The sequence below is a fragment of the Streptomyces sp. NPDC088354 genome, assembly GCF_044753585.1.
Classification (GTDB): domain Bacteria; phylum Actinomycetota; class Actinomycetes; order Streptomycetales; family Streptomycetaceae; genus Actinacidiphila.
Genome location: NZ_JBIVNJ010000006.1, coordinates 187435 through 210048, shown reverse-complemented (window position 1 = coordinate 210048; position 22614 = coordinate 187435). Strand labels below are relative to the sequence as shown.

Genomic DNA, 22614 nt, shown 5'->3' with positions numbered 1-22614 from the left:
CTAGGCGCCGCGGCCGGTGGTTCCGATCCCGGCCATCACATTGGTCACCAGGGCGACCGCGAACTCCTCGGTGAGGGGTTCGTCGGGGATCAGCAGGCGGTGGTAGCAGGCTCCCCACAACTGGTCGACGAGCACCTGGGGGTCGATCTCGGGACGGATCTGGCCGCGCTGCTGGGCCCGGGCGATCGCCTCGACCGCGAAGGCGCGCCGGGGGCCGGAGTAGTGCTCCCGGAATGCCGCGGACAGGTCCGGGTCGGTCTGCGCCTGCCCGACCAGTTCCACGACGATCCGCCCGGCGCGGGTGCGGGTCATCAGGCGCACAAAGGCACGCAGTTGGGCGGTGAGGTCCGCGGCGATGTCGCCGGTGTCGGGGAACGCGAGGGTGTCGCGCACCGCGGTGAAGTATCCGTCGAGGGCCAGCGCGCCCTTCGAGGGCCACCACTTGTAGATGGTCATCTTGCTGGCACCCGCCGCGTTGGCGACCCGCTCGATGGTGAACGCGGCCATGCCGTCGGCGAGCAGCAACTCGCCCGCGGCCTTGAGGATGTCACCGCGCACCTCGTCGGCCGGCCTGCGGCCGCGGCCGCGGCGGACGGGTTCCGATGCTGATGTCATGGCGGTCCTCTTCCCTGGTCCGGAGGTCTCGGGAACATTTTATATGGACGCGGCGTCTACATCCGTGCTTATATGGACTCAGCGTCCATTAAACGTTGCCGCGGCCGACCGGCCACGGGAGTACGAGACCGGAAGGACCCCCTGCCATGACCACCCCCGAGACCTCCACGCCCGCCACCCCCTCCACCGGCCGGGTCGCCATCGTCACCGGCGGCTCCGGCGGCATCGGCCGTGCCACCGCCGAGCGCCTGGCCGCCGACGGCATGAAGGTCGTCATCGGTTACGCGGGCAACCCCGGACGCGCCAAGGAGGCCGTCGACGCCGTCGTCACCGCCGGCGGCACCGCGATGGCCGTCCGGGCCGACGTGGCGGACGAGGACGAGGTCGCCGCCCTCTTCGACCGGGCCGAGCAGGCCTACGGCGGCGTCGACGTGGTGGTGAACACCGCGGGGATCATGCTGGTGAGCCCGCTGACGGAACTGGACTTCGACGACTTCGACCGGATGCACCGCACCAACGTGCGCGGCACCTTCGTCATGAGCCGGCAGGCCGCACGGCGGGTGCGCGCCGGCGGCGCCATCATCAACCTCTCGACCAGCGTGACCAAGCTGGCCCTGCCGGCCTACACCGCCTACGCCGCCACCAAGGGCGCGGTGGACGCCATGACGCTGATCCTCGCCCGTGAGCTGCGCGGCCGCGACATCACCGTCAACGCCGTCGCCCCCGGCCCGACCTCCACCCCGCTGTTCCTGCAGGGCAAGGACCAGGCCACCATCGACCGGCTCTCCTCGGTCACCCCCTTCGGGCGCCTGGGGAGCCCCGAGGACGCCGCCGAGGTGATCTCGTTCCTCGCCGGCCCCGCCCGCTGGATCAACGGCCAGGTCGTCTACGCCAACGGCGGAGCCATCTGACGGCTCCCGCGTCGCCGCAGCCGCCCGACCGCACCCGCACCCGCACGATCCGCACCCGTACCCACCGGTCCCGCACCCACCGGCCCCGGCGCAGCGTTGCCGGGGCCGGGGCCACCCGCTCCGAGGAGACGTTCCACCATGCCCGCCACCGTCCTCATCACCGGCGCCGGTTCCGGATTCGGCGCCCTGACCGCCCACGCCCTGGCCACCGCCGGCCACACCGTCTACGCGAGCATGCGCCACATCGAGGGCCGCAACGCCGCCCGCGCGGCCGAGGTCCGCGACCGCGCCGCGCACGAGGGCATCGACCTGCGCGTGGTCGAACTCGACGTGCTCGACCAGGGCAGCGCCGACCGCGCCGTGGCCCGCGTCCTGGCGGAGACCGGCCGGCTCGACGTGCTGGTCCACAACGCCGGCCACATGGTGCTCGGCCCCGCCGAGGCCTTCACCCCGGAGCAGTTGGCCGCCGTCTACGACACCAATGTGCTCGGCAGCCAGCGCGTCAATCGCGCCGCCCTGCCCCAACTGCGCCGGCAGGGCCACGGACTGCTGCTGTGGGTCGGTTCCTCCAGCACCCGCGGCGGCACCCCGCCCTACCTCGCCCCGTACTTCGCGGCGAAGGCCGCCATGGACGCGCTCGCCGTGAGCTACGCCGCCGAACTCGCCCGTTTCGGCATCGAGTCGACGATCGTCGTCCCCGGCGCCTTCACCAGCGGCACCGACCACTTCGCCAACGCGGGCCACGCCGCCGACCGCGCCGTCACGGAGGAGTACGAGGCGCGGTACGCGGGCATGACCGACCAGGTCGGCAGGGCGCTGTCGGCCATGACGCCCGAGGGCGCCGATGCCGCCGACGTGGCCCGGGAGATCGTCCGCGTGGTCGGCCTGCCCGCGGGCGACCGCCCCTTCCGCACCCACATCGACCCCGTCGACGACGGGTCCGAGGTCGTGTCGGTCGTCGCCGACCACGTCCGCGAGCGCTTCTACCACCGTCTGGGCCTGCCGGACCTGCTGGTCCCGGCCGTCGCCCCCGCCGGCGAGGCGGTCCGCGCGCCCTCGGTCTGAGTCACCGTGATGCCGACGCCCCTGGTCCGGGTTCCCGCGCGAGCGGAGCCCGAACCAGGGGCTTTTAGTGCGTTCATATGTCTATTCGCCAGGTCCCACGGGTGTCGCCCTGGCACGCGTGTCCCACCCTTTCGTGTGTACGGTGCAGCCCTATGCTGACGAAAGCCGCAAAACGATCAAATCGGCGTGGATGGGAGCCAACGTGATCCGAGGTATCGACCGGCGCCGCTTTCTCGCCACGGGTGCGGCAGCGGTCATCGGGGCGGGGGTGGCGGCACGCGCCACGGCCCTGTCCCCCGCCGACGTACCGCCAGGCGGCGTCATGCGGAGCAAGGCCCCGCTTCCCCGCCCCTACCAGGTGCCGCTGCCGATCCCGGCGGCGCCGAGCCCGCTGCAGAGTGCCGGTGGCACCGACACCTTCCAGATCGTGCAGCGCGAGGCGAAGCTCGAGATCCTGCCGGGTCTGCGCACCAGCTGCTGGACGTACAACGGCACCTTCCCCGGGCCCACGATCATCTCCCGCTCCGGGCGGCGGACCATCGTGCGGCACCGCAACGAACTGCCGCAGCCCACCGTCGTCCATCTGCACGGCGGCCACACCCCGTCGGAGAGCGACGGGTACCCGATCGACCTGACCATGCCCGTCAACGGCCGCCTGTCCGTGGAGGACGCGATGGCGGGCATGGACGACATGGGAGAGACGCACGGCAACATCGCCTACGGCGAGCGCACGTACACGTATCCCATGCAGCAGCGCGCGTCCACCATGTGGTACCACGACCACCGCATGGGCTACACCGGCACGGCCGTCTGGCACGGCCTGGCGGGCTTCCACCTGGTCACCGACGACGAGGACGACGCGCTCGCGCTGCCCCGCGGCGACCGGGACATCCCCCTCATGATCGCCGACCGGGCCTTCGAGGCGGACGGTTCGCTGATGTACCCGGGCGACCCGGGCATGCACTCCCCCGGCGTCTCCCGCAACCACACCGCCGGCGTCCAGGGCGACGTCATCCTGGTCAACGGTGTCCCGTGGCCCGTGCACCAGGTCCAACGGGGGCGCTACCGGCTCCGGTTGCTCAACGCCTCCAACGTCCGCTACTTCAAGCTCGTGCTCGACCCGCCGCCCCCCGGTGGGAAGGGCCTGGTGCAGATCGGCAGCGACGGCGGCCTGATGGAGCGCCCCCTGCCCCACGACAGCCTGCGGCTGGCACCCGGTGAGCGCTTCGACGTCGTCGTGGACTTCTCCCGCTACCGGCCCGGTACCAAGGTCCGCGTGGTGAACCTCTTCGGCAGCCGGACCACCGCGGACATCATGCGCTTCGACATCTCGCCGTCCACGCGGGCCGTCCGCGACGACACCCGCGTCCCCGACCGGCTGGCGCGGCGGGCCGAGAGCGTCCTCGACCCCGCGAAGGCCGTCGCCACCCGCACCTTCGAGTTCCGGCACTCGGGCCGCAAGGGCTGGACGATCAACGGCCAGCCCTATCGGCCGGGCCGCTCACTGGCCCGCACGAAGCTGGGCACCACCGAGATCTGGCGCTTCAAGTCGGTGTTCTTCCACTCGATCCACGTGCACCTGGACCCCTTCCGCGTGGTGTCCCGCAACGGCAAGGCACCGGGGCCGTTCGACCAGGGCTGGAAGGACACCATCGCCATGGGGCCCGGTGAGACCGTCGAGGTGGCCGTCCACTTCACCGATTACGCCGGCCACTTCATGCTCCACTGCCACAACCTGGAGCACGAGGACATGGCGATGATGGCCGACTTCTCCACGTACTGAGGTCGCCGATCCCACGATCACCCGGTCACCCGGTCGGCACCTCCGGCCGACCGCGGCCACCGAACGAGAGGCGGGTGCCGCCGTGGCCCCTCGCATCAGTCCCGAACGCCGGGAATGCGCGGTCTGCGTCATCGGCGGCCCCACCGCCGTCATCGACATCGGCGGGCTGCGTCTGGTGACCGACCCCACCTTCGACGAGGCCGGGGACCACGGGTACCTCACCAAGACCGCCGCCCCGGCCGCCCACGAGGACGAACTCGGGCCCGTGGACGCCGTCCTGGTCAGCCACGACCTCCACCCCGACAACCTCGACATCCGCGGGAGGGCCTTCGCCCTGGCGTCCTCGCTGGTGCTCACCGGGCCCGCGTCCGCGCGCCGGCTCGGGCCGCCCGCCCGCGGACTCGCGGCTTGGGAGAGCGTCGAGTTGCCGCGGCCCGGCGGGGCCACCGTCACCGTCCACGCCGTTCCCGCGCAGCACGGTCCCGACGACGGCGACCGGGACGAACAGGGCCACGTGAACTGCGAGGTCACCGGCTTCGTCCTGACCGGCGCGGGGCTGCCCACCGTGTACGTCAGCGGCGACAACGCCTCCGTCGGCGTCGTCGCCGAGATCGCCCGGCGCATGCCGCCCGTCGAGATCGCCGTGCTGTTCATGGGCGGCGCGCGGGTGCCCGTACGCAGCCGCAACCGTCCGCTGACGCTGACCGCCGAGCGGGCGAGCGCGGCCGCCTCCGTTCTGGGCTCGCCGCTCGTGGTCCCCGCGCACTGCGACAGTTGGGCCCACTTCAGCGAGGACCGCTCCGACATCGACCGGGCCTTCGACGACGCGGGGCTCGCGGCCCGGCTGCGCACCGCGGAGAACGGGCGGTGGATCGACCTGGACGTGCCGGGGCCCTGCGGGGCGGATCAGTCCGCCACGCGGTAGTGACAGGCGGCCACTTCGCCGAACCCGGCCCTCGCGCACGGCCGCACGGCCGCCGTGTTGTGCCGTTCCACCTGGAGACACATCCGGCCGGCGTCCACGGCGCCGGCCCGGCCGGCCGGCGCGGCCCGCACCCCGCCGGCCGCGCCCCTGCCGCGCGCCGCGGGCAGTGTGCCCATGCCGAACACCCCGGGCCCCTCGACCCGCCCGGGCAGGTCCCACTCGCGGTGCGGATCGGCGCGGTGGCCCCGCACCGCGAGCCGCCCGTCGAACCACTCGCGCGTGGGGCGCTCCGCCACCCGCACGCGGACGGCACCGGCGGACGGCGCTCCCGCGACGCGCGCGGTCACGGCGGTCCGCGACGAGGCCGGGCCGTCACGCCGGTAACCCCGGCCCGCGAGCGGGGAGTCGAGCCCCTCCGGGCACACGCCGGGGGTGATCTGGAACCGAGCGGGCGCACCGTGGGCGGCGGAGAACTCCTCCGCCCCGCCGACCCTGCCGGGCAACTCGCCCGGCGCCGCCGGTCCGTGGGGCAGCGCCGCGCCCACCCACCAGGCGCAGCCGTGCGCGTGGCGGAGCCAGCACCCGTCGGCGTCCTGTTGGTGCTCGGCCGTCTGGGCACCGGCCGCCCGCTCCTGGAGTGCCCTGATCGTCTCCGTGCCCGGGACCCGCCCGGCGGGCTCCGTGCCCGGGGCCCGCCCGGCGGCCGGCGGCGTCACGCGCGCACGCTGCGGCGCCACTCGCGCGGCGTCATCCCGTAGGCGGCGTGGAACCGGCGGGCGAAATGGCTCGCGTTGCCGAATCCGCAGCGTGCCGCGACGGCCGCGATCGTCAGGTGGTCGTGCCGGACGGAGGCCAGCAACCGCCTTGCCTCTTCCAGTCGTTCGGTGATGACCCACTGTTCGAGGCTGATGCCGGCGCGGCGGAGCACCGCGTAGAGGTGGCGCTCGGAGATCGCGTGGTCGGCGGCGATCCGCTCGGGCGTCAGGTCGGCCTCGGTGAGGTGGCGGCGCGCGTAGGCCATGACGCGGGCGAGCAGGGTGTCGTCCATCACCGACCTGGTCGCGGGCTGGCGTTCGTCGGACGCCGCGGAGATCAGCAGCGCGCGGACCAGGTCGATGGTGGCGTTCGCCAGGGACGGCGCACCGGGGTCGGCCTCCAGTACCGATGGATCCCGCCACAGTCCCCGCAGATGCTGCAGGACCAGATCGTGCAGCGGGCTGGCGCGCAGGTGCAGGCCCGCCTTCGTCACCAACTCGACCGGCAGGCCGAGGTGTTCGCTCTCGATGACGACGGCCCGGCCGGCCCCGTCGCCGGACCAGCCGTAGAGGCGGGGCGTCAACTCGTGGAAGACGAACACCTCGTCCGGACCGAGCAGACGCTGCTCGCCGTCCACCTCGGCGCGGCCGGCACCCTCCGTCTGCAGCGAGACCGCGACGATCGGACGACTGCGCTGCCGGCGTACGTGTTCGGCGGTACGGCGGAGTTCGAAGCCCGAGTTGCGTGTGGCGAAGAGGTCCAGCCCGCCGACCCGCCACAGCTCCATCCGCGCGTGGATGCCGCTCCCGGTCTCCTCGTGGACGATGTCGTTGGGCACGGAGTCATCGGTCATCGCGTGGTGGAACGCTGCCACCCGCTCGCCCGGCGGCACGGCGTCGAGGTCCACCAGCAGCACAACGTCCCCCTCACTGGGCCCCGCGAAGCCCATTGTGCAACATCAGCCCGCCGGCGGGCGGGCGCGGTGGCGGATCCAGACATTCGGTTCCACGTAGACCCCGAGGCCGTGCACGGTGTCGCACCGCACCGGAACGAGGGCCCCCGGCACCTCGACGTCGCCGTCCTCGTCGAAGGGCAGGCCGGTCCACCGCCGCCACTGCCCCAGGGAGCCGCTCACCGTCATCGACGCCGGCGCGATCGCCTCGACGGTGCCGCCGCTTCTGACGTGGACGCGCAACCACGGGTCGGCCGGAAGCCCGTCGTCGCGTCGCCGTCCCGCGTACACGGCCATCGGGACGCGCGGTTCGCGGTGCTTGCCGGTGGGCCGGACCGGGGCGAGCAGATGGTCGTGGCCGTGGCGCCCGGCGGCGGCGCGCAGCGCCCGCAGCATCCGGTAGGACAGCCCGCGCCCCTGGTAGTCGGTGTCCACCGTGATCTCCAGCGCGCTGACCGCCGTCGGGCGCCGCCCCCGGCGCCGGTCGTCGTACGCCCACCCCAGCACCCGGTCCCACCCCTGCCCGGGCGTCTCCTCGCGCCCTTCGCCCGACCCGGCGAACGGCACGGCGAGCCCTCGCGCCACCACGCGGTCCGCCACGGTCGCCACGACGCAGTACGCGGGGAAGTCCTCGGCCACGGTGCCGAGCAGCGCACTGCCGACGAGGTCGTGGGGGACGAACGCGGGCCAGGTGTCCGCGATCTCGTAGAGGCGCCCGGTCAGTTCCGGGCGGGCGGTGAGCGGGGTGATCCGGATGTCGTCGACGTCTGCCACACCCCGCACCGTGCCACAGAGCAGGCGCCCCGGACCAGGCGATTTCGGTACCTGCGGGCCTCCCGCGGCGGTCGGTCCGCGACCGGCGCGCCGATCCGGCAGGGGCCGCCTACCGTGGGAGACAGGGAAATGGTCGGCGAGCGCCGCACGCGCCCGCGATGCGGGGCGGCAGCGGGAGGCCCGTGATGGATCGGACACCGGAGGACGTCGACCTGCTGGTGGTCGGCGGCGGCAAGGCCGGCAAGACGCTCGCCATGGACCGGGCGCGTGCCGGGCAGCGGGTCGCGATGGTGGAGCGCGGCATGATCGGCGGCACGTGCATCAACGTGGCCTGCATCCCGACCAAGTCCCTGGTGGCCTCCGCCCGCGCCCGGCGTGTCCTCACGCGGGCCCGGCAGCTCGGGTTGATCGCGGAAGCGCCCGTGGTGAGCGCGGAGTCGCTGCGCGAGCACAAGAACGGCGTCGTCGACGGCATGGTCTCCCTCAACCACCGGCAGTTCCTGGACTCCGGGATGGACTTCGTGCTCGGCAGGGCCCGTTTCGTCGCCGAGCGCACCGTCGAGGTCGCGCCGGACGACGGCGGCACGCGGGTGCTGCGGGGTGCGGACACCGTGATCAACACCGGGACCGTGCCCCACGTCCCCGGCATTCCCGGGCTCGTGGAGGCGGGGGCGCTGACGAGCGAGACCCTGCTGCGCCTGGAGCGGCTGCCCGCGCACCTCGTCGTGATCGGCGGCGGCACGGTGGGCCTGGAGTTCGCGGACATGTTCGCGACCTTCGGCAGCAGGGTCACCCTCCTGGTCCGCGGCCCGCGCCTGCTGCCCGGTGAGGACGAGGACATCGCGCTCGCCGTGACGGAACTGCTGACCGCGGACGGCGTCGAGATCCTCTTCTCCCGCTCCGTCGCCTCGGTCCGCCGCGGCGACGACGGCCGCGTCACCGTGGCGCTCTCCGACGGCACCGAGGTCGGCGGCGACGACGTACTCGTGGCCGTCGGCCGCGACCCGGTCACCGCGGACCTGGCCCTCGACGCGGCGGGGGTGCGGACGGACGCGGCGGGCTTCGTCGTCGTCGACGAGCACCTGGCGACGGACGCTCCGCACACCTGGGCGGCCGGGGACGTCGCCGGGAGCCCGCAGTACACGCACATCTCGCTCGACGACTACCGGATCCTCAAGGCGAACCTCGCGGGCGGCTCCCGGTCGACCCGGGACCGGCTGATCCCGCACACCACCTTCCTCAGCCTCGACTTCGCGCGGATCGGCCTGACCGAGCACGAGGCGAGGGCGGCGGGGCACGACGTGGGCGTCGCCCGGCTGCCGGTCGCGGCGATCCCGCGGGCCCGCACCATGCGCGAGACGGACGGGGTCTGGAAGGGCGTCGTGGACAACGCCACCGGGCGCATCCTGGGCGTCGCGCTGCTCTCCCCCGAGGCCGGCGAGACGCTGGCGACCGTGCACACCGCGATGGCCGCGGGCCTGCCGTACACGGCGCTCCGGGACATGATCATCACGCACCCCACCATGACGGAGGGACTCAATCTGCTCTTCGCGAAGATCGAGACCTAGCCGCCGCAACGCCGACCGGCAACGAGGCGGGCCGCTGTCAGCGCTGCGGCACGGGCGCCGCCAGGAACCGCACGTCATCGGCCGGGACGACGGCGCCGTCGTCGTCGACGAACGCCACGCGCACCACGCGGTCCCCGGTCGCGGAGCGCCGCAGGATCGTCGGCCCGACGGAGGGCGGGCGATTTTCGTCACCCCACTGCTGGAGCGCGGCCAGCACCAGCAGCAGCTGCTCGCCGCCCGGCGTCAGGTGGTAGCTGAAGCGCGTGCGCGCGCCGGGCTCCCGGTAGGGCCGCTTCTCCATGACGCCCTCCTCCACCAGCGTGCCCAGGCGCACCGCGAGGACGTCGGGGGCGATGCCCAGGCGGTCCCGGAAGTCGGCGAAGCGGGTGGCCTCCGCCAGCGCCGCGTCGCGGAGGATCAGCAGCGTCCACCTGTCCCCCACCACTTCCAGGGCACGGGCGATCGAGCACGTCTCTTCGGTTTCGCGGTCCTTCCGCGTGGTCTTGGCGGGAGTCATGGCCCCAGCATACCGCTGAGTTGCACATTCGTATTCAGGCCTCTACGTTGGACATGCCTACTCAGCTTCCTCCCGAAACGAGAGATCCATGGACATCAGGAACGCAGTGGCTGTCGTGACCGGCGCGAACCGCGGCCTGGGCAGGCATTTCGCCGCCCAGCTGCTGGAGCGCGGCGCGGCGAAGGTCTACGCCGGCGCGCGCAACCCGTCGTCGGTCGACCTGCCCGGAGTCGTGCCGCTCGAAGTGGACATCACGGACCCCCGGTCCGTGGCACGGGCGGCCGAGTCCGCTCCGGACGCGACGCTGCTCATCAACAACGCGGGCGTCAGCCTGCACGCGGGCCTCGTGGCCGGAGACATGGCCGACATCCGCACCGAGATGGAGACCCACTTCTTCGGTTCCCTGAGCATGACCAGGGCCTTCGCCCCGGTGATCACCGCGAACGGCGGCGGGGCCGTACTCAACATGCTGTCGGTCCTCAGCTGGGCGCACTACCCGAACTACGGGGGCTACAGCGCCGCCAAGGCCGCCGAGTGGGCCATGACCAACGTGACGCGGCAGGAGCTGGCGCCTTCCGGCATCGACGTCATCGCCGTGCACGTGGGCTACATGGACACCGACATGGCCGACTACGTGCCCGGGTCGGACAAGGTCGACCCCGCCGAGGTGGCCGCGCTCGCCCTCGACGGCATCGAGGCCCGCGCCCTGGAGGTGGTGGCCGACGACAAGAGCCGTGCCGCGCGCGCCGCGCTCTCCGGCGACCTCGCGAACCTCTACCCCGGCCTTTCCGCGGCCCGCTGACCGCACGGGTGGGAGGCCGGGCCCCGCCGTGTGCCCGGCCTCCGCCGCGTGACGCGCGTCACCTGCCAGGTGCGCAGATCCCGTCCGAGGACGGAACAAACGGACACTCCGGACGGTTGGCACCCCCGTCGGTCGCGGGACCGATGACCCACCAGCCGGAGGGGCGCTGTCACGACAGCGTGGACGAGGACACGGAAAGGTGCCCCGCATGAACAGCTCGACCGCGGAGACGTTCAAACGAGCGACGCTCTACTTCAACGGCCAGCACTACAGGGCGGCCGCGAGGACACTGAGCGGCATCGTCGACGTGGCGCCCCACAACCTGGCGGTTCGCATGCTCCTGGCGCGCTCCTACTACTACTCCGCCCAGTTCACCAAGGCGGAGAAGGAACTCCGGCACATTCTGCGCACCGAGCCGAACGACCCGCACGCGCACCTGCTGCTGGGCCGCTCCCTGGAGCGCCTGGGGCGCACGGCGGAAGCGGGGCCCCACCTGCGGCTGGCGGACGCGATGACGGCCTGGGACCTCATCGTCGTCTGAGCCCGACGGGCCGGCGGCCGGCCGGGCGGCGGGATCGACCGGTCACGCGCAGTAGCGGATGAGCCAGTCCGTGTCCGGGTTCCGGCCGAAACCGGGATCGTGCGGGGCCGCGGCGGGACGGCTCTCGACGGTCTTCTCCAACGGGACACGCTCGGGCAGCCTGCCGAAACGGGCCACGCGCAGCGCGGCGTCCACGGCGGCCTCGGCGTCGTCGTCACGCGAAGGCCGCGGGACCTGGGAGTGGGCTTCGGCGCTCATCGTTCCCTCCCTGATCACGAAGTCCGGAGCCTGACGCCCCGGGCCCCCAGAGTACTGCGGCGCCCACGGCACCGGGCAAGCACGGTCGCAGGTGCGCCGGCGGCAGTCGGAAGCGATCGACCGGTCGCAGTGCTTCATGACGGTGCGCCGCTCCTACGCGATGCCGCCGATCCGGCGGATTTCCTCCAGCGGGTACGGGGTCTGTGCGCGCCCGCGCAGGAGGCTGCTCTGGAACTCCGACATCACCGCGGCGATCGGCGCGTACCGGGTGAGGATCGCCGCGGCCTCGTCCGGGACTCCTGCGGGGCGCTCGCCGTCCGCGTAGGCACGCACCTGGGCGAGGCGGCCCTCCCGGTCCTCCCTCCGATACCCGCACAGGGCGGTGACCAGCCAGTTCACCAGGTACATGGCGGAGTAACAGCGGTCGTAGTCCTGATGGCGGTCGAAGAACTCGCCCTCGTCGCGCGACAGCTCGAACGCGGAGGACATGGCGAGGCCGTAGTCGGCGTAGTAGAGGCGTTGTCCGTCGGTCAGGATGTTCTCGAAGTGCGCGTCGAAGTGCAGGAGTCCGCGGCTGTTCATGAACGCGGTGCCGGCCGCCAGTTCCCTCACCACCATGGCGCAGGCCCTGTTGGCGATGTCGTCCCCTCCTTCGACCTGGGTGCCCAACCACTGGTGCAGGTTCTGCGGGATGTACTCCAGGAACAGCACGACGCTCGCCGAGGACCGCTGAAGAGCCCGGATCCGGTCGCGTACTTGCGGTGCACCGCCCCAGAAGGCAACAGCCCGTTCGACATCGGCCAGTTCATCGGGCAGGGGCTGCGAGTCGGGCAGCACCCGCCAGTGGTGCATCAGGGGAAAGCCCTCGTGGTCCCCCGCGAGCACCCAGTGCGTCGTCATGGCTTGCACGGCGAGTTCTCTCCACGCCCCGAAGCCCGGACCGCCGATGCCGTGCCGGCCGATGCCGTACTGACAGAAGACGGGCACCTCGAACAGGTTCGCCGTGGACCGGAGATGCTCGGGTTGCCTCTCCAGGTCGGTGAGGGGCACCCGCTTCACGAAGACCGGGGTCCCCTCGACCTCCAGCAGGGCCGACGTCCCTCCGATACCGGAGCCGACCGGCACGGCCGAGTCCACGAGCCCGCGCAGGACGCGATCGTCGCACCCGGCCAGGGACGCGGAGACAGCGCTGTGGGCGGCGAGACGCGCACCGCGCGACATGTCAGGAACGTTCACTCTTGCCTCCATCTGGGCGCCGACCGCCGACCGCCGACCGCCGACCGCCGACCGCAAGAGCATCGCAGGGAAGCGCTGTTCTCGGGGGCTCCCCTGCCCGCGACGGACTCCGCCGACGCCGCTCAACCGGTCCCGCACGGGGTGGCGCAGGTGCGGTACGACCGCTGACCTCGCGGGTCCCGATGCTGCTTCAATGGCCCGCGGAGGTGAGGGAATTGGTGTCCACCGACCGGCTGCTCGCGTTCGCGGCCATGTCCCTGATCGTCATCGTGATCCCGGGACCCAGCGTGCTCTTCGTCATCGGCAGGGCGCTCGCGCACTGCCGCCGCACCGCGATGGCCTCGGTCCTGGGGAACTTCCTGGGGTCCTACCTGCTCGTGGTGGCCGTCGCGCTGGGCCTCGGCTCGCTGTTCGAGCGGTCCCTGCCGCTCTTCCTGGCGGTCAAACTGGCGGGCGCCGCCTACCTGGTGCACCTCGGGGTGCGCGCCTTCCGGCACCGCGGGGAGATGGCGGTCGGCAGGGCGGACACCGCGGCCGATGCCCCGGCGCGCGGGGACCTGCGAACGGTGGCCGACGGCTTCACCGTCGGCGTCACCAACCCCAAGGGCATCGTCTTCTTCGCCGCCGTCCTCCCCCAGTTCGTCGACCCCGCGGCCGGCCACCTGCCCGGCCAGATGCTGCTGCTCGGTCTGGTCCCCATCGGCATCGGCCTGGTCACCGACACCTGCTGGGGCCTCACCGCCTCCGCCGCCCGCGCCTGGCTCGGGCGGTCCGAGCGCCGCCTGTCCGTGCTCGGCGGCGCGGGCGGCCTCGCGATGATCGGTCTCGGCGTCACCGTCGCGGCCACGGGCCGGGCGGACTGACGCGGGCGCCCGGGGCCGCCCCGGTTGCGGTCGCCGGGCGTGATCGACAAGACTCGCCGTATGACCTCCGCGATACGCCACGTGACGATCGACTGCGCCGACGCCCACCGGCTGGCGACCTTCTGGTCCCTGGTCCTGGACCGTCCGCTGCACGAGGAGGACGAGCCCGGGGATCCGATGGCGCTGGTGCAGACCGAGGGGCCCGGGCTGCTCTTCATCACCGTGCCGGAGCCGAAGACCGTCAAGAACCGGGTGCACCTGGACGTGCAGCCGCAGGACCGCACCCGGGACGAGGAGGTCGAGCGGCTGCTCGCCCTCGGCGCCGCGCTGGTCGACGACCGCAGGAACCCGGACGGCACGGGCTGGGTGGTCCTCGCCGACCCGGAGGGCAACGAGTTCTGCGTCGAGCGCAGCGCGTCGGAGCGCGAGGACTGACGAAGCGTCAGCGACGGCCTCAGTAGCGGACGTCGCTCTGCAGCAGCGGCGGGTACACCGCGGACGTCTCGCCGTCCACGGTGGTGCCGCCGAACTGCAGCATCGCCCGCAGCGCGCCGTGCAGCGGCGCCGGGTAGTCCAGGACCGGGGCCGACACCTCGTCCAGCCGCCGCAGGTGCCCGGGGGTGAGGGCGACCTCCAGACCCGCGAGGTTGCCTTCCAGGTGCTCCAGGCGACGGGCGCCGACGATGGGAACCACGGTGCCCTCGCGGGCGCGCAGCCAGGCGAGCGAGACGGCCGCGGCGGTGGTCCCGAGCTCGTCCGCGATCTCGGTGACCGCGTCGATGACCACGAAGTCCTCGTCGGTCGGCTCGCCGACAAAAGACGTGCGGGCCGAGTCGGCGGTGCGCGTGCCGCGCCGGTACTTGCCGGACAGGAAGCCGTTCCTCAGCGGGCTCCAGGGCACCAGCGCCATGCCCTGGTCGAGCGCGAGCGGTGCGATCTCGCCCTCGACGGTGCGGGCCAGCAGCGAGTACTCGACCTGCAGCGCGATCAGCGGGGTCCATCCCTTGAACAGCGCGGCCGTCTGCGCCTGGGCGGTGACCCAGGCGGGCGTGTTGGAGAAGCCGATGTAGCGGATCTTGCCGGCCCGGACCAGGTCGTCGAGCGTGCGCATCGTCTCCTCGATCGGCGTGTTCCGGTCCCAGTTGTGCAGCCAGTACAGGTCGATCCGGTCGGTCCGCAGCCGGCGCAGGGTCTCGTCGAGCTGGGCGATCACCGACCTGCGGCCGGCGCCACCGCCGTTGGGGTCCCCAGGGTGCAGGTTGGTGAAGAACTTGGACGCCAGCACGACGTGTTCGCGCCGCCCGGGGCGCGCGGCGAAGAAGTCGCCGAGGATGCTCTCGGAATGGCCGTTGGTGTAGAAGTTGGCGGTGTCGATGAAGTTCCCGCCCAGGTCGAGGTAGGTCGCGAGGATCTTCTCGGACTCCTCGACGCTGCACCCCGCGCCGCCGGGATCCTCCCCGAAGGTCATCGCGCCGAGGGCGAACGGGCTGACCCGCAGCCCAGAGCGGCCGAGGGTGACGTAGTGGTCGAGCGGCATGGACATGCTCCCGTGGGTGTCGAGAAGGCCGGTGGATCGGTCCTGACCATCGAAGCGCGGCCCGGGTCCCGGCCGGTAGGCCGATAGAGGCGGGCTCTTGCCCGATCCTGCCGACCTCGCGGGGATCGGGCAGTACGGCCGGCGGTGGTTCCCTGAGGAGGTGCCGTGGGACTGCCGCACCCGACCCGATGGCCGACGCCCAAGACGTCGCCGGAACGGGCGACCCGAAGGGTCCGGGCCCCGGTTCGGCCGCGGGTACCGCCGCCCGTCCGGTTCCCCGCCCGGGCAGGACGCGGCTCGGCTGCGCGCGGCCGCCGCACCATGCGGTGCCCGGCAGCGGCCGTGACCGCCCACCTTGCCAGACCTATCGTATCTCGATAGCTTTCCATCGTTGCTCGATGGATGGAGGGGTGATGGGAAAGCTGACAGTGATCACGTTGCGCGCCCTGCTCGCGGCGCTGCTCGCCGGCTCGGTGCTCGTGCAGGCCGTGATGGTGCCGCTGCTGGCGATCGACATGAGGGGGCTCGACGCGGACCTCGTGTACCTGCGCGTCCCGTTCCTCACGATCGTGGTTCTGGGCTTCGTGGCGGTCCAGGTGGTCCTGGTCTGCGTGTGGCGCCTGGTGACGATGGTGCGGCGCGGGACCGTGTTCTCCCCCGCCGCGTTCCGGTACGTGCACGTCGTGTTCGGCGCCGTCGTGGCGGCCGCCCTGCTGGTCTTCGCGCTCGCGGTCCTGCTGGCGCCGGGCGAAGCGGTCCCCCCGGGCATGGTCCTGCTGCTGTGCGGGGCCGCCCTCGCGGTCATGGGCGTCGCGCACGTCGTGCTCGTCCTGCGCACGCTGCTCGCCCAGGCTGTCGAGCGCGACGCTGAGGCGGAGTGGCTGCGGGGCGAGCTGGCGGGAGTGATCTGACACCGGTGGTTGCCGCGTCGGCGTGATGCGGACGTGCCGCTTGGCACGTCCGGACGACCGCGCCGCGGACCAACGCCTCCCGGGGAGACACGCCCCGGCTAGGCGTGGCGGTCGTGGTCGTCCAGGACGTCCTGGATCACGCGCTGTTGGACGCCGGCCCGCGCCGGGTCGTCGTCGATGACACCAGTGAGGACCAGCAGCGCCTTCCACAGCGCCCAGCCGCGGGCCCGGGCCCAGGTGGCGTCGTCCAGGGCGACGGCGCGGCGGAACGCCTCGCGGCCGGCGCCGGAGAAGAAGGTCCAGGTGATGACCAGGTCGCAGGCCGGGTCCCCGACGCCGCAGGTGCCGAAGTCGATGACGGCCGCGAGGTCGCCGTCGGCCACGAGGAGGTTCCCGGAGGCGATGTCCCCGTGGAACCAGACGGGTTCGCCCTCCCACCGCGCGGCGAGGGCGGCGTCCCAGACGGCGGTGGCGCGGGCGGTGTCCACGCGGCCGCCGAGGACGGCGAGGCAGCGGCGGGTCTCGTCGTCGTAGTGGGCGGGCGACGCGCCCCGGTACCAGCTGTGCTCGCCGGCGAGGGGTCCACCGGACGCGTCGCAGCGCCGCAGGGCGTGGAGGAACCCGGCCACGGAGACGGCGAATCGGGGCAGGTCGTCGAGGTGCCCGCGGTCGGCGGTCTGTCCTGGCAGCCAGCCGCGCACGGACCACGGGTAGGGGTATCCCTCGCCCGGGACGCCCATCGCCAGCACCGGCGGGACCGGGACGGGCAGGCGGGGCGCGAGCCGGGGCAGCCACGTGTGTTCCTTGGCGACGGCGGGGACGTAGCCGGCGCCGGTCGGCAGCCGGACCGTCATGGCGTCGCCGAGGCGGTAGGTGCGGTTGTCCCAGCCGTCCTTCTCGACGGGGGTCACGGGCAGGTCCCGCCACCGCGGGAACTGGGCGCTCACCAGCCGCCGCACCAGCGGGGCGTCGATCCCGGCGCGGCCGTCGGGTGGGGATGTCGTCGGCACCTGGGGATGGTGTCCTTGGGCGGGGGCCTCCCGCAACAGGATTTCGGCGGGGAGGCGGACCGTCCGGCGGGCCGGGGCAGGTGTGCCCGGCCCGCCGGCGGTCGCAGGGGGCGGCTACGGCGTGAGGGTCCACTTCTCGATGTAGCCGGTGTCGAGCGACGCCAGGTCGCGCACCCGCAACTTCCAGGTGCCGTCGACCGGCTCGGCGGAGGCGTCCACCGTGAAGGTCTGGTCGACGTTGTCGGCGGAGCCGCCACTGCGGTTGAGCAGCGAGTGGACGGTGCCGCCGGGGCCGACCAGGTCGACGGTGAGGTCACCGCGCCAGGTGTGAACGATCTTCACGTACACCTGGGTGACGGCGGAGGCGTTGCCGCCGCGTCCGCTGACCGTGATCGGGGACTCGACGGCGGGGCCCACGTCGGGGATGTCGACGCGGGTGCTGTTCCCATAGACGTACGCGACGGTCCAGGTGAAGCCGGTGGAGGCCGTGTCGCCCGTGCTGTCGGACACGGTGACGGTGACGCCGGCGGTCCCGGTGGTCGTCGGGGTGCCGGTGATCAGCCCGGTGGCGGGGTCGAGGCTCAGCCCGCCGGGCAGGCCGGTGGCGGTGTACTCCAGCGTGGCGCCGGCGTTGCTGGTCGTCGCCTCGATCTGCAGGGAGACCGCCTGCCCGACACCGCTGATCTGGTCGCCCGGCGGGATGAGGTCGATGCCGTCGACGATGCGCCGCCCGACGTTGATGGCGGCCCAGGTGTTCGCGACGGTGACGTACGTCGGACTGTAGGCGCCGAACAGGTCGGCGGCGGCCTGCAGGGTGGCGGTACGGGCACCGGCGTAGTCGGTCGTGGAGGTCATGTACGTGGTCAGCGCGCGGTACCAGATCGCGGCGGCGCCGGACGCGCCGATGCCGGGCACGGGCACGCCGTCGTAGGTCGGGCTGTCGTAGGCCACGCCGTTGATCGTCTTGGCACCGCTGCCCTCGGCGAGCAGGTAGAAGAAGTGGTTGGCCGGACCGGAGGAGTAGTGGACGTCCAGGCCGCCCAGCGAGGAGGACCAGTAGTCGGCGGAGTCGCCGTCCCTGGAGGGCTTGTCCATGTAGCGCAGCGGGGTGCCGTCGCCGTTGATGTCGATCTCTTCGCCGATGAGGTAGTCGGGGGTGTCGGCGGCGAGGTTCGCGTGGAACTCCACCATCGAACCGAAGATGTCGGAGGTGGCCTCGTTCAGGCCCCCGGACTCACCGCTGTAGTCGAGGCCGGCGGTGGCGCTGGTCACGCCGTGGCTCATCTCGTGACCGGCCACGTCGATCGCCGTGAGCGGGTGGGTGTTGCCCGAGCCGTCGCCGTAGGTCATGCAGCGGCAGCTGTCGCTCCAGTAGGCGTTGACGTAGTTGCTGCCGTAGTGGGTGCGGCTGTAGCGGCCGTCGCCGTCGTCGTAGATGCCGTTCCGGCCGAAGGTGTCCTTGTAGTAGTCCCAGGTGGCGGCGGCCCCGAAGTGCGCGTCCACGCCCGCGGACTGGCGGTTGGCCACGGTGCCGTCGCCCCACACGTCGTCGGCGTCGGTGAAGAGCGTTCCGGTGCCGGAGGACGTCCCGTTGTTGAGGTCGGTGGTGTAGTGGCCGCCGCGCGTGCCGTCCTTGAGCTGATAGGTGCTGCCGGACGGTGTGGTGCCCAGGGGGACGGTGCCGACGAACGCCCCGGTGCCGGTACCGGTCTTGACGCCCTCCTGGCGGGACAGCTCCTTGCCGGTGCGGGCGTCGGTGACGACGTGCAGTTCGCTGGGCGTGCCGTCGGCCTGGACGGCGTCGACCACGGTCTCCCACGCCAGCGCGGGCTTCCCGGTGGCCGCCCAGACCACGAGCCGCGGGGTGCCGGCGGCCCGGGCCTTCCCGGCGCGGGACGGCGTGGCGGCGACGGCCTTCTTCGCGGCCGCGGCGGCGGTGGACGCCGGCCGGGTGTCCGGCAGCGACACGGCGGCACGGGTGGCGCGGGACTGCGTGAGGCGGGCGCCGTCGCGGTGGACGACGAGGTCTCCGCCGAGCACGGGCAGGCCCGCGTAGGTGCGCTCGTAGCGGGTGTGCAGGGTGCCGTCGGCGTCCTTGACGACGTCCTTGACGACCAGGCGCTCCTGCGGACCGAGTCCCAGCGCCTTCGCGGTGGCACCGGTGCCGGCGGTCGCGGTGCGGATCAGGGACGCGCGGGCGGACGGGGTGAGGTGCGCCGGGGCCGCGCCGGGGCGGGGCGCGGCGGCGGTCCTCGTGTCCTGTCGTCCGTGGCCGGCGGCGAGCGCCGCGCCGGAGGGAACGGCGGTGGCGAGCAGCGCGGCGGCTGCCGTCAGGGCGAGTGCCGCGGTCTTCCCGGGGCGGGGGCGGGAGTTGGGGCGTAAGAGGGACAAGGGGATTCTCCTCCTGCGATGGGCGGCTGGCGGTGGCCGTGCGGTCCCGCCGGCCGGGTGGGCCGGTGCGGGACGGGTTCGCAGATCGGGGACGACGCTGTCCGTGTGTGGGGGGACGGGGCCCGGACGGGTGGACACGGGCGTTCGGGGGTGGGGGGAGGACACGACGCTGTGCGCGACGGGCACAGCGTGGCATCGGGCGGTGGACTTTGTCATGGCTGCGACAAGTCTTTGTCCGAAATTGATCAGCACACGGGTTGCGTGGCGCGTAGGGTCCCGCCATGACCACCCCGTCGCTCAGAGCCTTCTCCCCTGTCGACGTCGACCCAGCGGCCGGACTCCTCGCGGCCCGGTACCGCCGCGACCTGGCGGCCGAACCCGCCCTCGACGGCCGCCTCGGCGACCCCGCGCACTGCGCCGGACTGCTGCGCGGCGCCTGGGAACGGGGAGCGCGCGGCGCGGTGGCCGAGGAGGACGGCGAGCTCACGGGATATCTGCTGGCGATCCCCGGGGACGACGCGCGCGGCCGGCATGTGTGGAGCGGTCCGGAGCACTGCGCGGGACGGGACGACCGCACGCTGCGGCGCCTCTACACCGAACTGGCCGGACCGTGGCTCGCCGAGGGCCGGCTGCACCACTACGCCGTGTCCACCGGTGCCGACCTGCCGCTGTGGCTGTCGCTCTGCTTCGGCTACGAGCAGGTGCACGCCCTGGCCGGCCTGCCGGCCGCCGGGGCGCTCCGGCAGGACGACGTACGGGCCGCGGGCCCGGCCGACGTCGACGCACTGGAGCCGCTGTTCCGCCTCGTCGCCGACGCGCACACCGGGCCGCCGGTCTTCGCGTTCGTCGACGCGGCCTTCTACGAGGACCTGCGCCCCGGCCACCTGGAACTGCTGGAGGACCCCGACGTCGCGTACTGGCTGTCCGAAGGGCCCGACGGGGTACGGGGCTTCTGCGTGATGCGGCCGGTCCCCGAGGAGGAGGCCTCGCCGCTCAAGCCCCGCGGCAGCGTCGAACTCCTCCTCGCGGCGACCGCGCCCCAGGCCCGCGGCCGCGGGGTCGGGCGCCGGCTCACCGAGCACGCCCTCGCCGACGCCGCCGACCGCGGATTCCGGGTCTGCGTCACCGACTGGCGGGCCGCGAATCCGGACTCCTCCGTCTTCTGGCCGGCCCGCGGCTTCCGCCCGGTCGCCCACCGGCTGCACCGCGTCCTGGACCCCCGGCTGCTCCCGCGCCCCGACGTGTCCCGCTGACCGGAGGAACGGCGCCGCTCAGGTCGCCGTCGCGGCCGCCGCGGCACGGCCCGCCTGACGGCCGGAGAAGAGGCAGCCGCCGAGGAACGTGCCCTCCAGGGAGCGGTAGCCGTGGACTCCCCCGCCGCCGAAACCGGAGACCTCGCCCGCCGCGTAGAGGCCGGGCACGGGAGTGCCCCCGGCGTCCAGGACCCGGCCGGACAGATCGGTCTGCAGGCCGCCGAGGGTCTTGCGGGTCAGGATGTTGAGGCGCACGGCGATCAGCGGGCCCGCGCCCGGGTCGAGGATCCGGTGGATCTGGGCGGTGCGGCTGAGGAAGTCACCCGTGTAGGACAGGGCGTTGCGGATGCCCATGACCTGGACGTCCTTGCTGTAGGGATGGTCGATCTCCCGGTCCCGGGCCTCGATCTGCCGCTTGAGGTCGGCGAGGTCGATCAGGCCCTCCCCGGTCAGCCGGTTCATGCCCGCCACGAGGTCGGCCAGATTGGACGCGACGACGAAATCGGCACCGTTCTTCTTGAACCGTTCGATCGGCTCCGGGGTCTGCCAGAGCCGGGAGAGGGTGAGCGGGATGTCCTTGTTGGTGAGGTCCGGGTTCTGCTCGGAGCCGGAGAGCGCGAACTCCTTGGCGAGGATCTTCTGCGTCGTCACGAACCACGAGTAGTCGTGGCCGCCGCCGGTGATCGCCGCGAGGGTGCTCAGGGTGTCGTAGCCCGGCAGGTCAGGGGTGGAGAAACGCTTGCCGGTGGCGTCGAACCACAGGGACGAGGGGCCGGGCAGGATGCGGATGCCGTGCTTGGCCCAGATCGGGGCGTAGTTCCGCAGCCCTTCGGTGTAGTGCCACATACGGTCGGGATTGACGATGCGTCCGCCCGCCGCCTCGGTGATGGCGAGCATGCGCCCGTCGACGTGCTCGGGGACCCCGGAGATCATGTTCCTGGGCGGGGCGCCGAGGCGCGCCGGCCAGTTCTGCCGGACGAGGTCGTGGTTGGCGCCGATGCCGCCGGAGGTGACGACGACCACCGGCGCGCGGAACTCGAAATCGCCGACGACCGTGCGTGAACTGCGCGTCCCGCGGGGCGCGTCGCTCGGTTCCAGCACCGCGCCGCGCACCCCGGTGACGACCCCGCCGGTCCGCACGACCTCGTCCACGCGGTGGCGGAACCGGAACGCGACCTTGCCGCGGGCCACGGCTGCGCGGACCTTCTTCTCGAAGGGCTCGACAACGGCCGGGCCGGTCCCCCACGTGACGTGGAAGCGCGGCACCGAGTTGCCGTGGCCGTCCGCGAGGCCGCCGCCGCGCTCGGCCCAGCCGACGACGGGGAACCACCGCACGCCCAGCCCGTAGAGCCAGGAGCGCTTCTCCCCGGCGGCGAAGTCCACGTACGCCTGGGCCCACTTGTAGGCCCAGTGGTCCTGGCCCGCGGGATCGCCGACGCCGCGGTCGAAACCGGCCGCGCCCTGCCAGTCCTGCCACGCCAGGTCGTGGGAGTCCCTGACGCCCATCAGGCGCTGCTCGGGGGAGTCGACGAGGAAGAGCCCGCCGAACGACCAGAAGGCCTGTCCGCCGAGGTTGGTCTCCGGCTCCTGGTCCAGGAGCAGCACCTTGCGCCCGGCGTCGGCGAGTTCGGCCGTCGCGACCAGTCCGGCCAGGCCGTGGCCAATGACGATCACGTCGGCGTCCTGCGCCGGTGAGGCGGCGAAGGCGGGCCCTGCCTGCGAGAAGGCGGCCGCGCCGGCGAGGACCGCGCCGGCCGCCGTCAGCAGGTGACGGCGGCTGGGCAGGGGGGACTGCGCCGATCGGTCCGTGCTGTCCGTGCTGTCCGTGCTGTCCGTGCTGTCCATGGGGGGCCTTCCGGATGGCGGGGAGGGGCGGAACGCACGAAGGCTGTTGTCCCGGTGACCTTGCTGTTACCTTCGGTAGCTCACAGGTAATCAGGAGGTCG

22 protein-coding genes are annotated in these 22614 nt (G+C 72.9%); 11 read left to right on the top strand and 11 right to left on the bottom strand.

Features of this window, described 5'->3' with window-relative positions; genetic code table 11:
* Nucleotides 1-615, bottom strand: a complete 615-nt coding sequence (locus ACIP98_RS12720) for a TetR/AcrR family transcriptional regulator (protein WP_319659530.1) — start codon at nt 613-615, stop codon at nt 1-3.
* A gap of 146 nt (nt 616-761) precedes the next feature.
* Between ACIP98_RS12720 and ACIP98_RS12715 the strand changes: the two genes are divergently transcribed.
* From ACIP98_RS12715 to ACIP98_RS12700, 4 genes are all read left to right on the top strand, one after another.
* Nucleotides 762-1526, top strand: a complete 765-nt coding sequence (locus ACIP98_RS12715) for an SDR family oxidoreductase (RefSeq protein WP_319659531.1) — start codon at nt 762-764, stop codon at nt 1524-1526.
* Between the two features lie 138 nt (nt 1527-1664).
* Entirely contained in the window at nt 1665-2591 is a 927-nt protein-coding gene (locus tag ACIP98_RS12710; RefSeq protein ID WP_401975484.1) for an SDR family NAD(P)-dependent oxidoreductase, read from the top strand.
* A gap of 190 nt (nt 2592-2781) precedes the next feature.
* On the top strand, nt 2782-4374 hold the full coding sequence (locus ACIP98_RS12705) for a multicopper oxidase family protein (protein ID WP_401975483.1): 1593 nt from the start codon (nt 2782-2784) through the stop codon (nt 4372-4374).
* Between the two features lie 82 nt (nt 4375-4456).
* Entirely contained in the window at nt 4457-5299 is an 843-nt protein-coding gene (locus ACIP98_RS12700) for an MBL fold metallo-hydrolase (protein ID WP_319659534.1), read from the top strand.
* Here the strand turns inward: ACIP98_RS12700 and ACIP98_RS12695 are convergent.
* From ACIP98_RS12695 to ACIP98_RS12685, 3 genes are read right to left on the bottom strand one after another with little or no spacing between them, the layout of a single operon-like run.
* A complete protein-coding gene (locus tag ACIP98_RS12695) occupies nt 5281-6015 on the bottom strand; it encodes a GNAT family N-acetyltransferase (RefSeq protein WP_319659535.1) in 735 nt (244 codons plus the stop codon). The genes ACIP98_RS12700 and ACIP98_RS12695 overlap by 19 nt on opposite strands.
* Entirely contained in the window at nt 6012-6971 is a 960-nt protein-coding gene (locus ACIP98_RS12690; RefSeq protein WP_319659536.1) for an AraC family transcriptional regulator, read from the bottom strand. Before ACIP98_RS12690 ends, ACIP98_RS12695 begins: the two co-directional genes overlap by 4 nt.
* 42 nt (nt 6972-7013) lie before the next feature.
* On the bottom strand, nt 7014-7781 hold the full coding sequence (locus ACIP98_RS12685) for an N-acetyltransferase (RefSeq protein ID WP_319659537.1): 768 nt from the start codon (nt 7779-7781) through the stop codon (nt 7014-7016).
* Nucleotides 7782-7966: 185 nt separating this feature from the next.
* On the opposite strand from ACIP98_RS12685, the gene ACIP98_RS12680 reads away from it, so the two are divergent.
* Nucleotides 7967-9349, top strand: a complete 1383-nt coding sequence (locus tag ACIP98_RS12680) for an FAD-dependent oxidoreductase (protein WP_319659538.1) — start codon at nt 7967-7969, stop codon at nt 9347-9349.
* Between the two features lie 37 nt (nt 9350-9386).
* Here ACIP98_RS12680 and ACIP98_RS12675 read toward each other — a convergent pair whose 3' ends face one another.
* Nucleotides 9387-9866 carry a helix-turn-helix domain-containing protein gene (locus ACIP98_RS12675; RefSeq protein WP_319659539.1) on the bottom strand — a complete coding sequence of 160 codons (480 nt, stop codon included), beginning with the start codon at nt 9864-9866 and terminating at the stop codon, nt 9387-9389.
* 88 nt (nt 9867-9954) lie between these two features.
* On the opposite strand from ACIP98_RS12675, the gene ACIP98_RS12670 reads away from it, so the two are divergent.
* Both ACIP98_RS12670 and ACIP98_RS12665 read left to right on the top strand, forming a co-directional pair.
* Nucleotides 9955-10668 carry an SDR family oxidoreductase gene (locus ACIP98_RS12670; RefSeq protein WP_319659540.1) on the top strand — a complete coding sequence of 238 codons (714 nt, stop codon included), beginning with the start codon at nt 9955-9957 and terminating at the stop codon, nt 10666-10668.
* Nucleotides 10669-10876: 208 nt separating this feature from the next.
* Nucleotides 10877-11209: a tetratricopeptide repeat protein gene (locus tag ACIP98_RS12665; protein WP_401975478.1), complete on the top strand. Its 333-nt coding sequence runs from the start codon at nt 10877-10879 to the stop codon at nt 11207-11209.
* A 42-nt stretch (nt 11210-11251) separates the two neighbouring features.
* Here the strand turns inward: ACIP98_RS12665 and ACIP98_RS12660 are convergent, their stop codons facing one another.
* Nucleotides 11252-11467, bottom strand: coding sequence for a hypothetical protein (locus ACIP98_RS12660; protein ID WP_319659542.1), 216 nt, complete (start codon nt 11465-11467; stop codon nt 11252-11254).
* Nucleotides 11468-11620: 153 nt separating this feature from the next.
* The gene (locus tag ACIP98_RS12655) at nt 11621-12688 is read right to left on the bottom strand and encodes a protein kinase family protein (protein ID WP_319659667.1); all 1068 of its coding nucleotides are present in this window, start codon (nt 12686-12688) and stop codon (nt 11621-11623) included.
* Between the two features lie 230 nt (nt 12689-12918).
* Here ACIP98_RS12655 and ACIP98_RS12650 point away from each other — a divergent pair, with 230 nt between their 5' ends.
* Both ACIP98_RS12650 and ACIP98_RS12645 read left to right on the top strand, forming a co-directional pair.
* Nucleotides 12919-13566, top strand: coding sequence for a LysE family translocator (locus ACIP98_RS12650; RefSeq protein WP_401975475.1), 648 nt, complete (start codon nt 12919-12921; stop codon nt 13564-13566).
* A 60-nt stretch (nt 13567-13626) separates the two neighbouring features.
* Nucleotides 13627-14001: a VOC family protein gene (locus tag ACIP98_RS12645; RefSeq protein ID WP_319659543.1), complete on the top strand. Its 375-nt coding sequence runs from the start codon at nt 13627-13629 to the stop codon at nt 13999-14001.
* 19 nt (nt 14002-14020) lie between these two features.
* Here ACIP98_RS12645 and ACIP98_RS12640 read toward each other — a convergent pair whose 3' ends face one another.
* Nucleotides 14021-15109 (bottom strand): aldo/keto reductase, encoded by a 1089-nt coding sequence (locus ACIP98_RS12640; protein WP_401975471.1) that lies wholly within the window; start codon nt 15107-15109, stop codon nt 14021-14023.
* Nucleotides 15110-15516: 407 nt separating this feature from the next.
* Here ACIP98_RS12640 and ACIP98_RS12635 point away from each other — a divergent pair, with 407 nt between their 5' ends.
* Entirely contained in the window at nt 15517-16014 is a 498-nt protein-coding gene (locus ACIP98_RS12635) for a DUF2975 domain-containing protein (protein WP_319659545.1), read from the top strand.
* 98 nt (nt 16015-16112) lie between these two features.
* On the opposite strand, the gene ACIP98_RS12630 is transcribed toward ACIP98_RS12635, so the two are convergent.
* Together ACIP98_RS12630 and ACIP98_RS12625 are read right to left on the bottom strand one after the other, a co-directional pair.
* Nucleotides 16113-17024, bottom strand: coding sequence for an aminoglycoside phosphotransferase family protein (locus tag ACIP98_RS12630; protein ID WP_319659546.1), 912 nt, complete (start codon nt 17022-17024; stop codon nt 16113-16115).
* 114 nt (nt 17025-17138) lie between these two features.
* Nucleotides 17139-19415, bottom strand: a complete 2277-nt coding sequence (locus ACIP98_RS12625) for a M4 family metallopeptidase (RefSeq protein WP_401975469.1) — start codon at nt 19413-19415, stop codon at nt 17139-17141.
* A 281-nt stretch (nt 19416-19696) separates the two neighbouring features.
* Between ACIP98_RS12625 and ACIP98_RS12620 the strand changes: the two genes are divergently transcribed.
* Nucleotides 19697-20668 carry a GNAT family N-acetyltransferase gene (locus tag ACIP98_RS12620; RefSeq protein WP_401975467.1) on the top strand — a complete coding sequence of 324 codons (972 nt, stop codon included), beginning with the start codon at nt 19697-19699 and terminating at the stop codon, nt 20666-20668.
* A gap of 18 nt (nt 20669-20686) precedes the next feature.
* Here the strand turns inward: ACIP98_RS12620 and ACIP98_RS12615 are convergent, their stop codons facing one another.
* Nucleotides 20687-22513 (bottom strand): FAD-binding dehydrogenase, encoded by a 1827-nt coding sequence (locus ACIP98_RS12615; RefSeq protein ID WP_401975465.1) that lies wholly within the window; start codon nt 22511-22513, stop codon nt 20687-20689.
* Nucleotides 22514-22614: the final 101 nt, after the last annotated feature.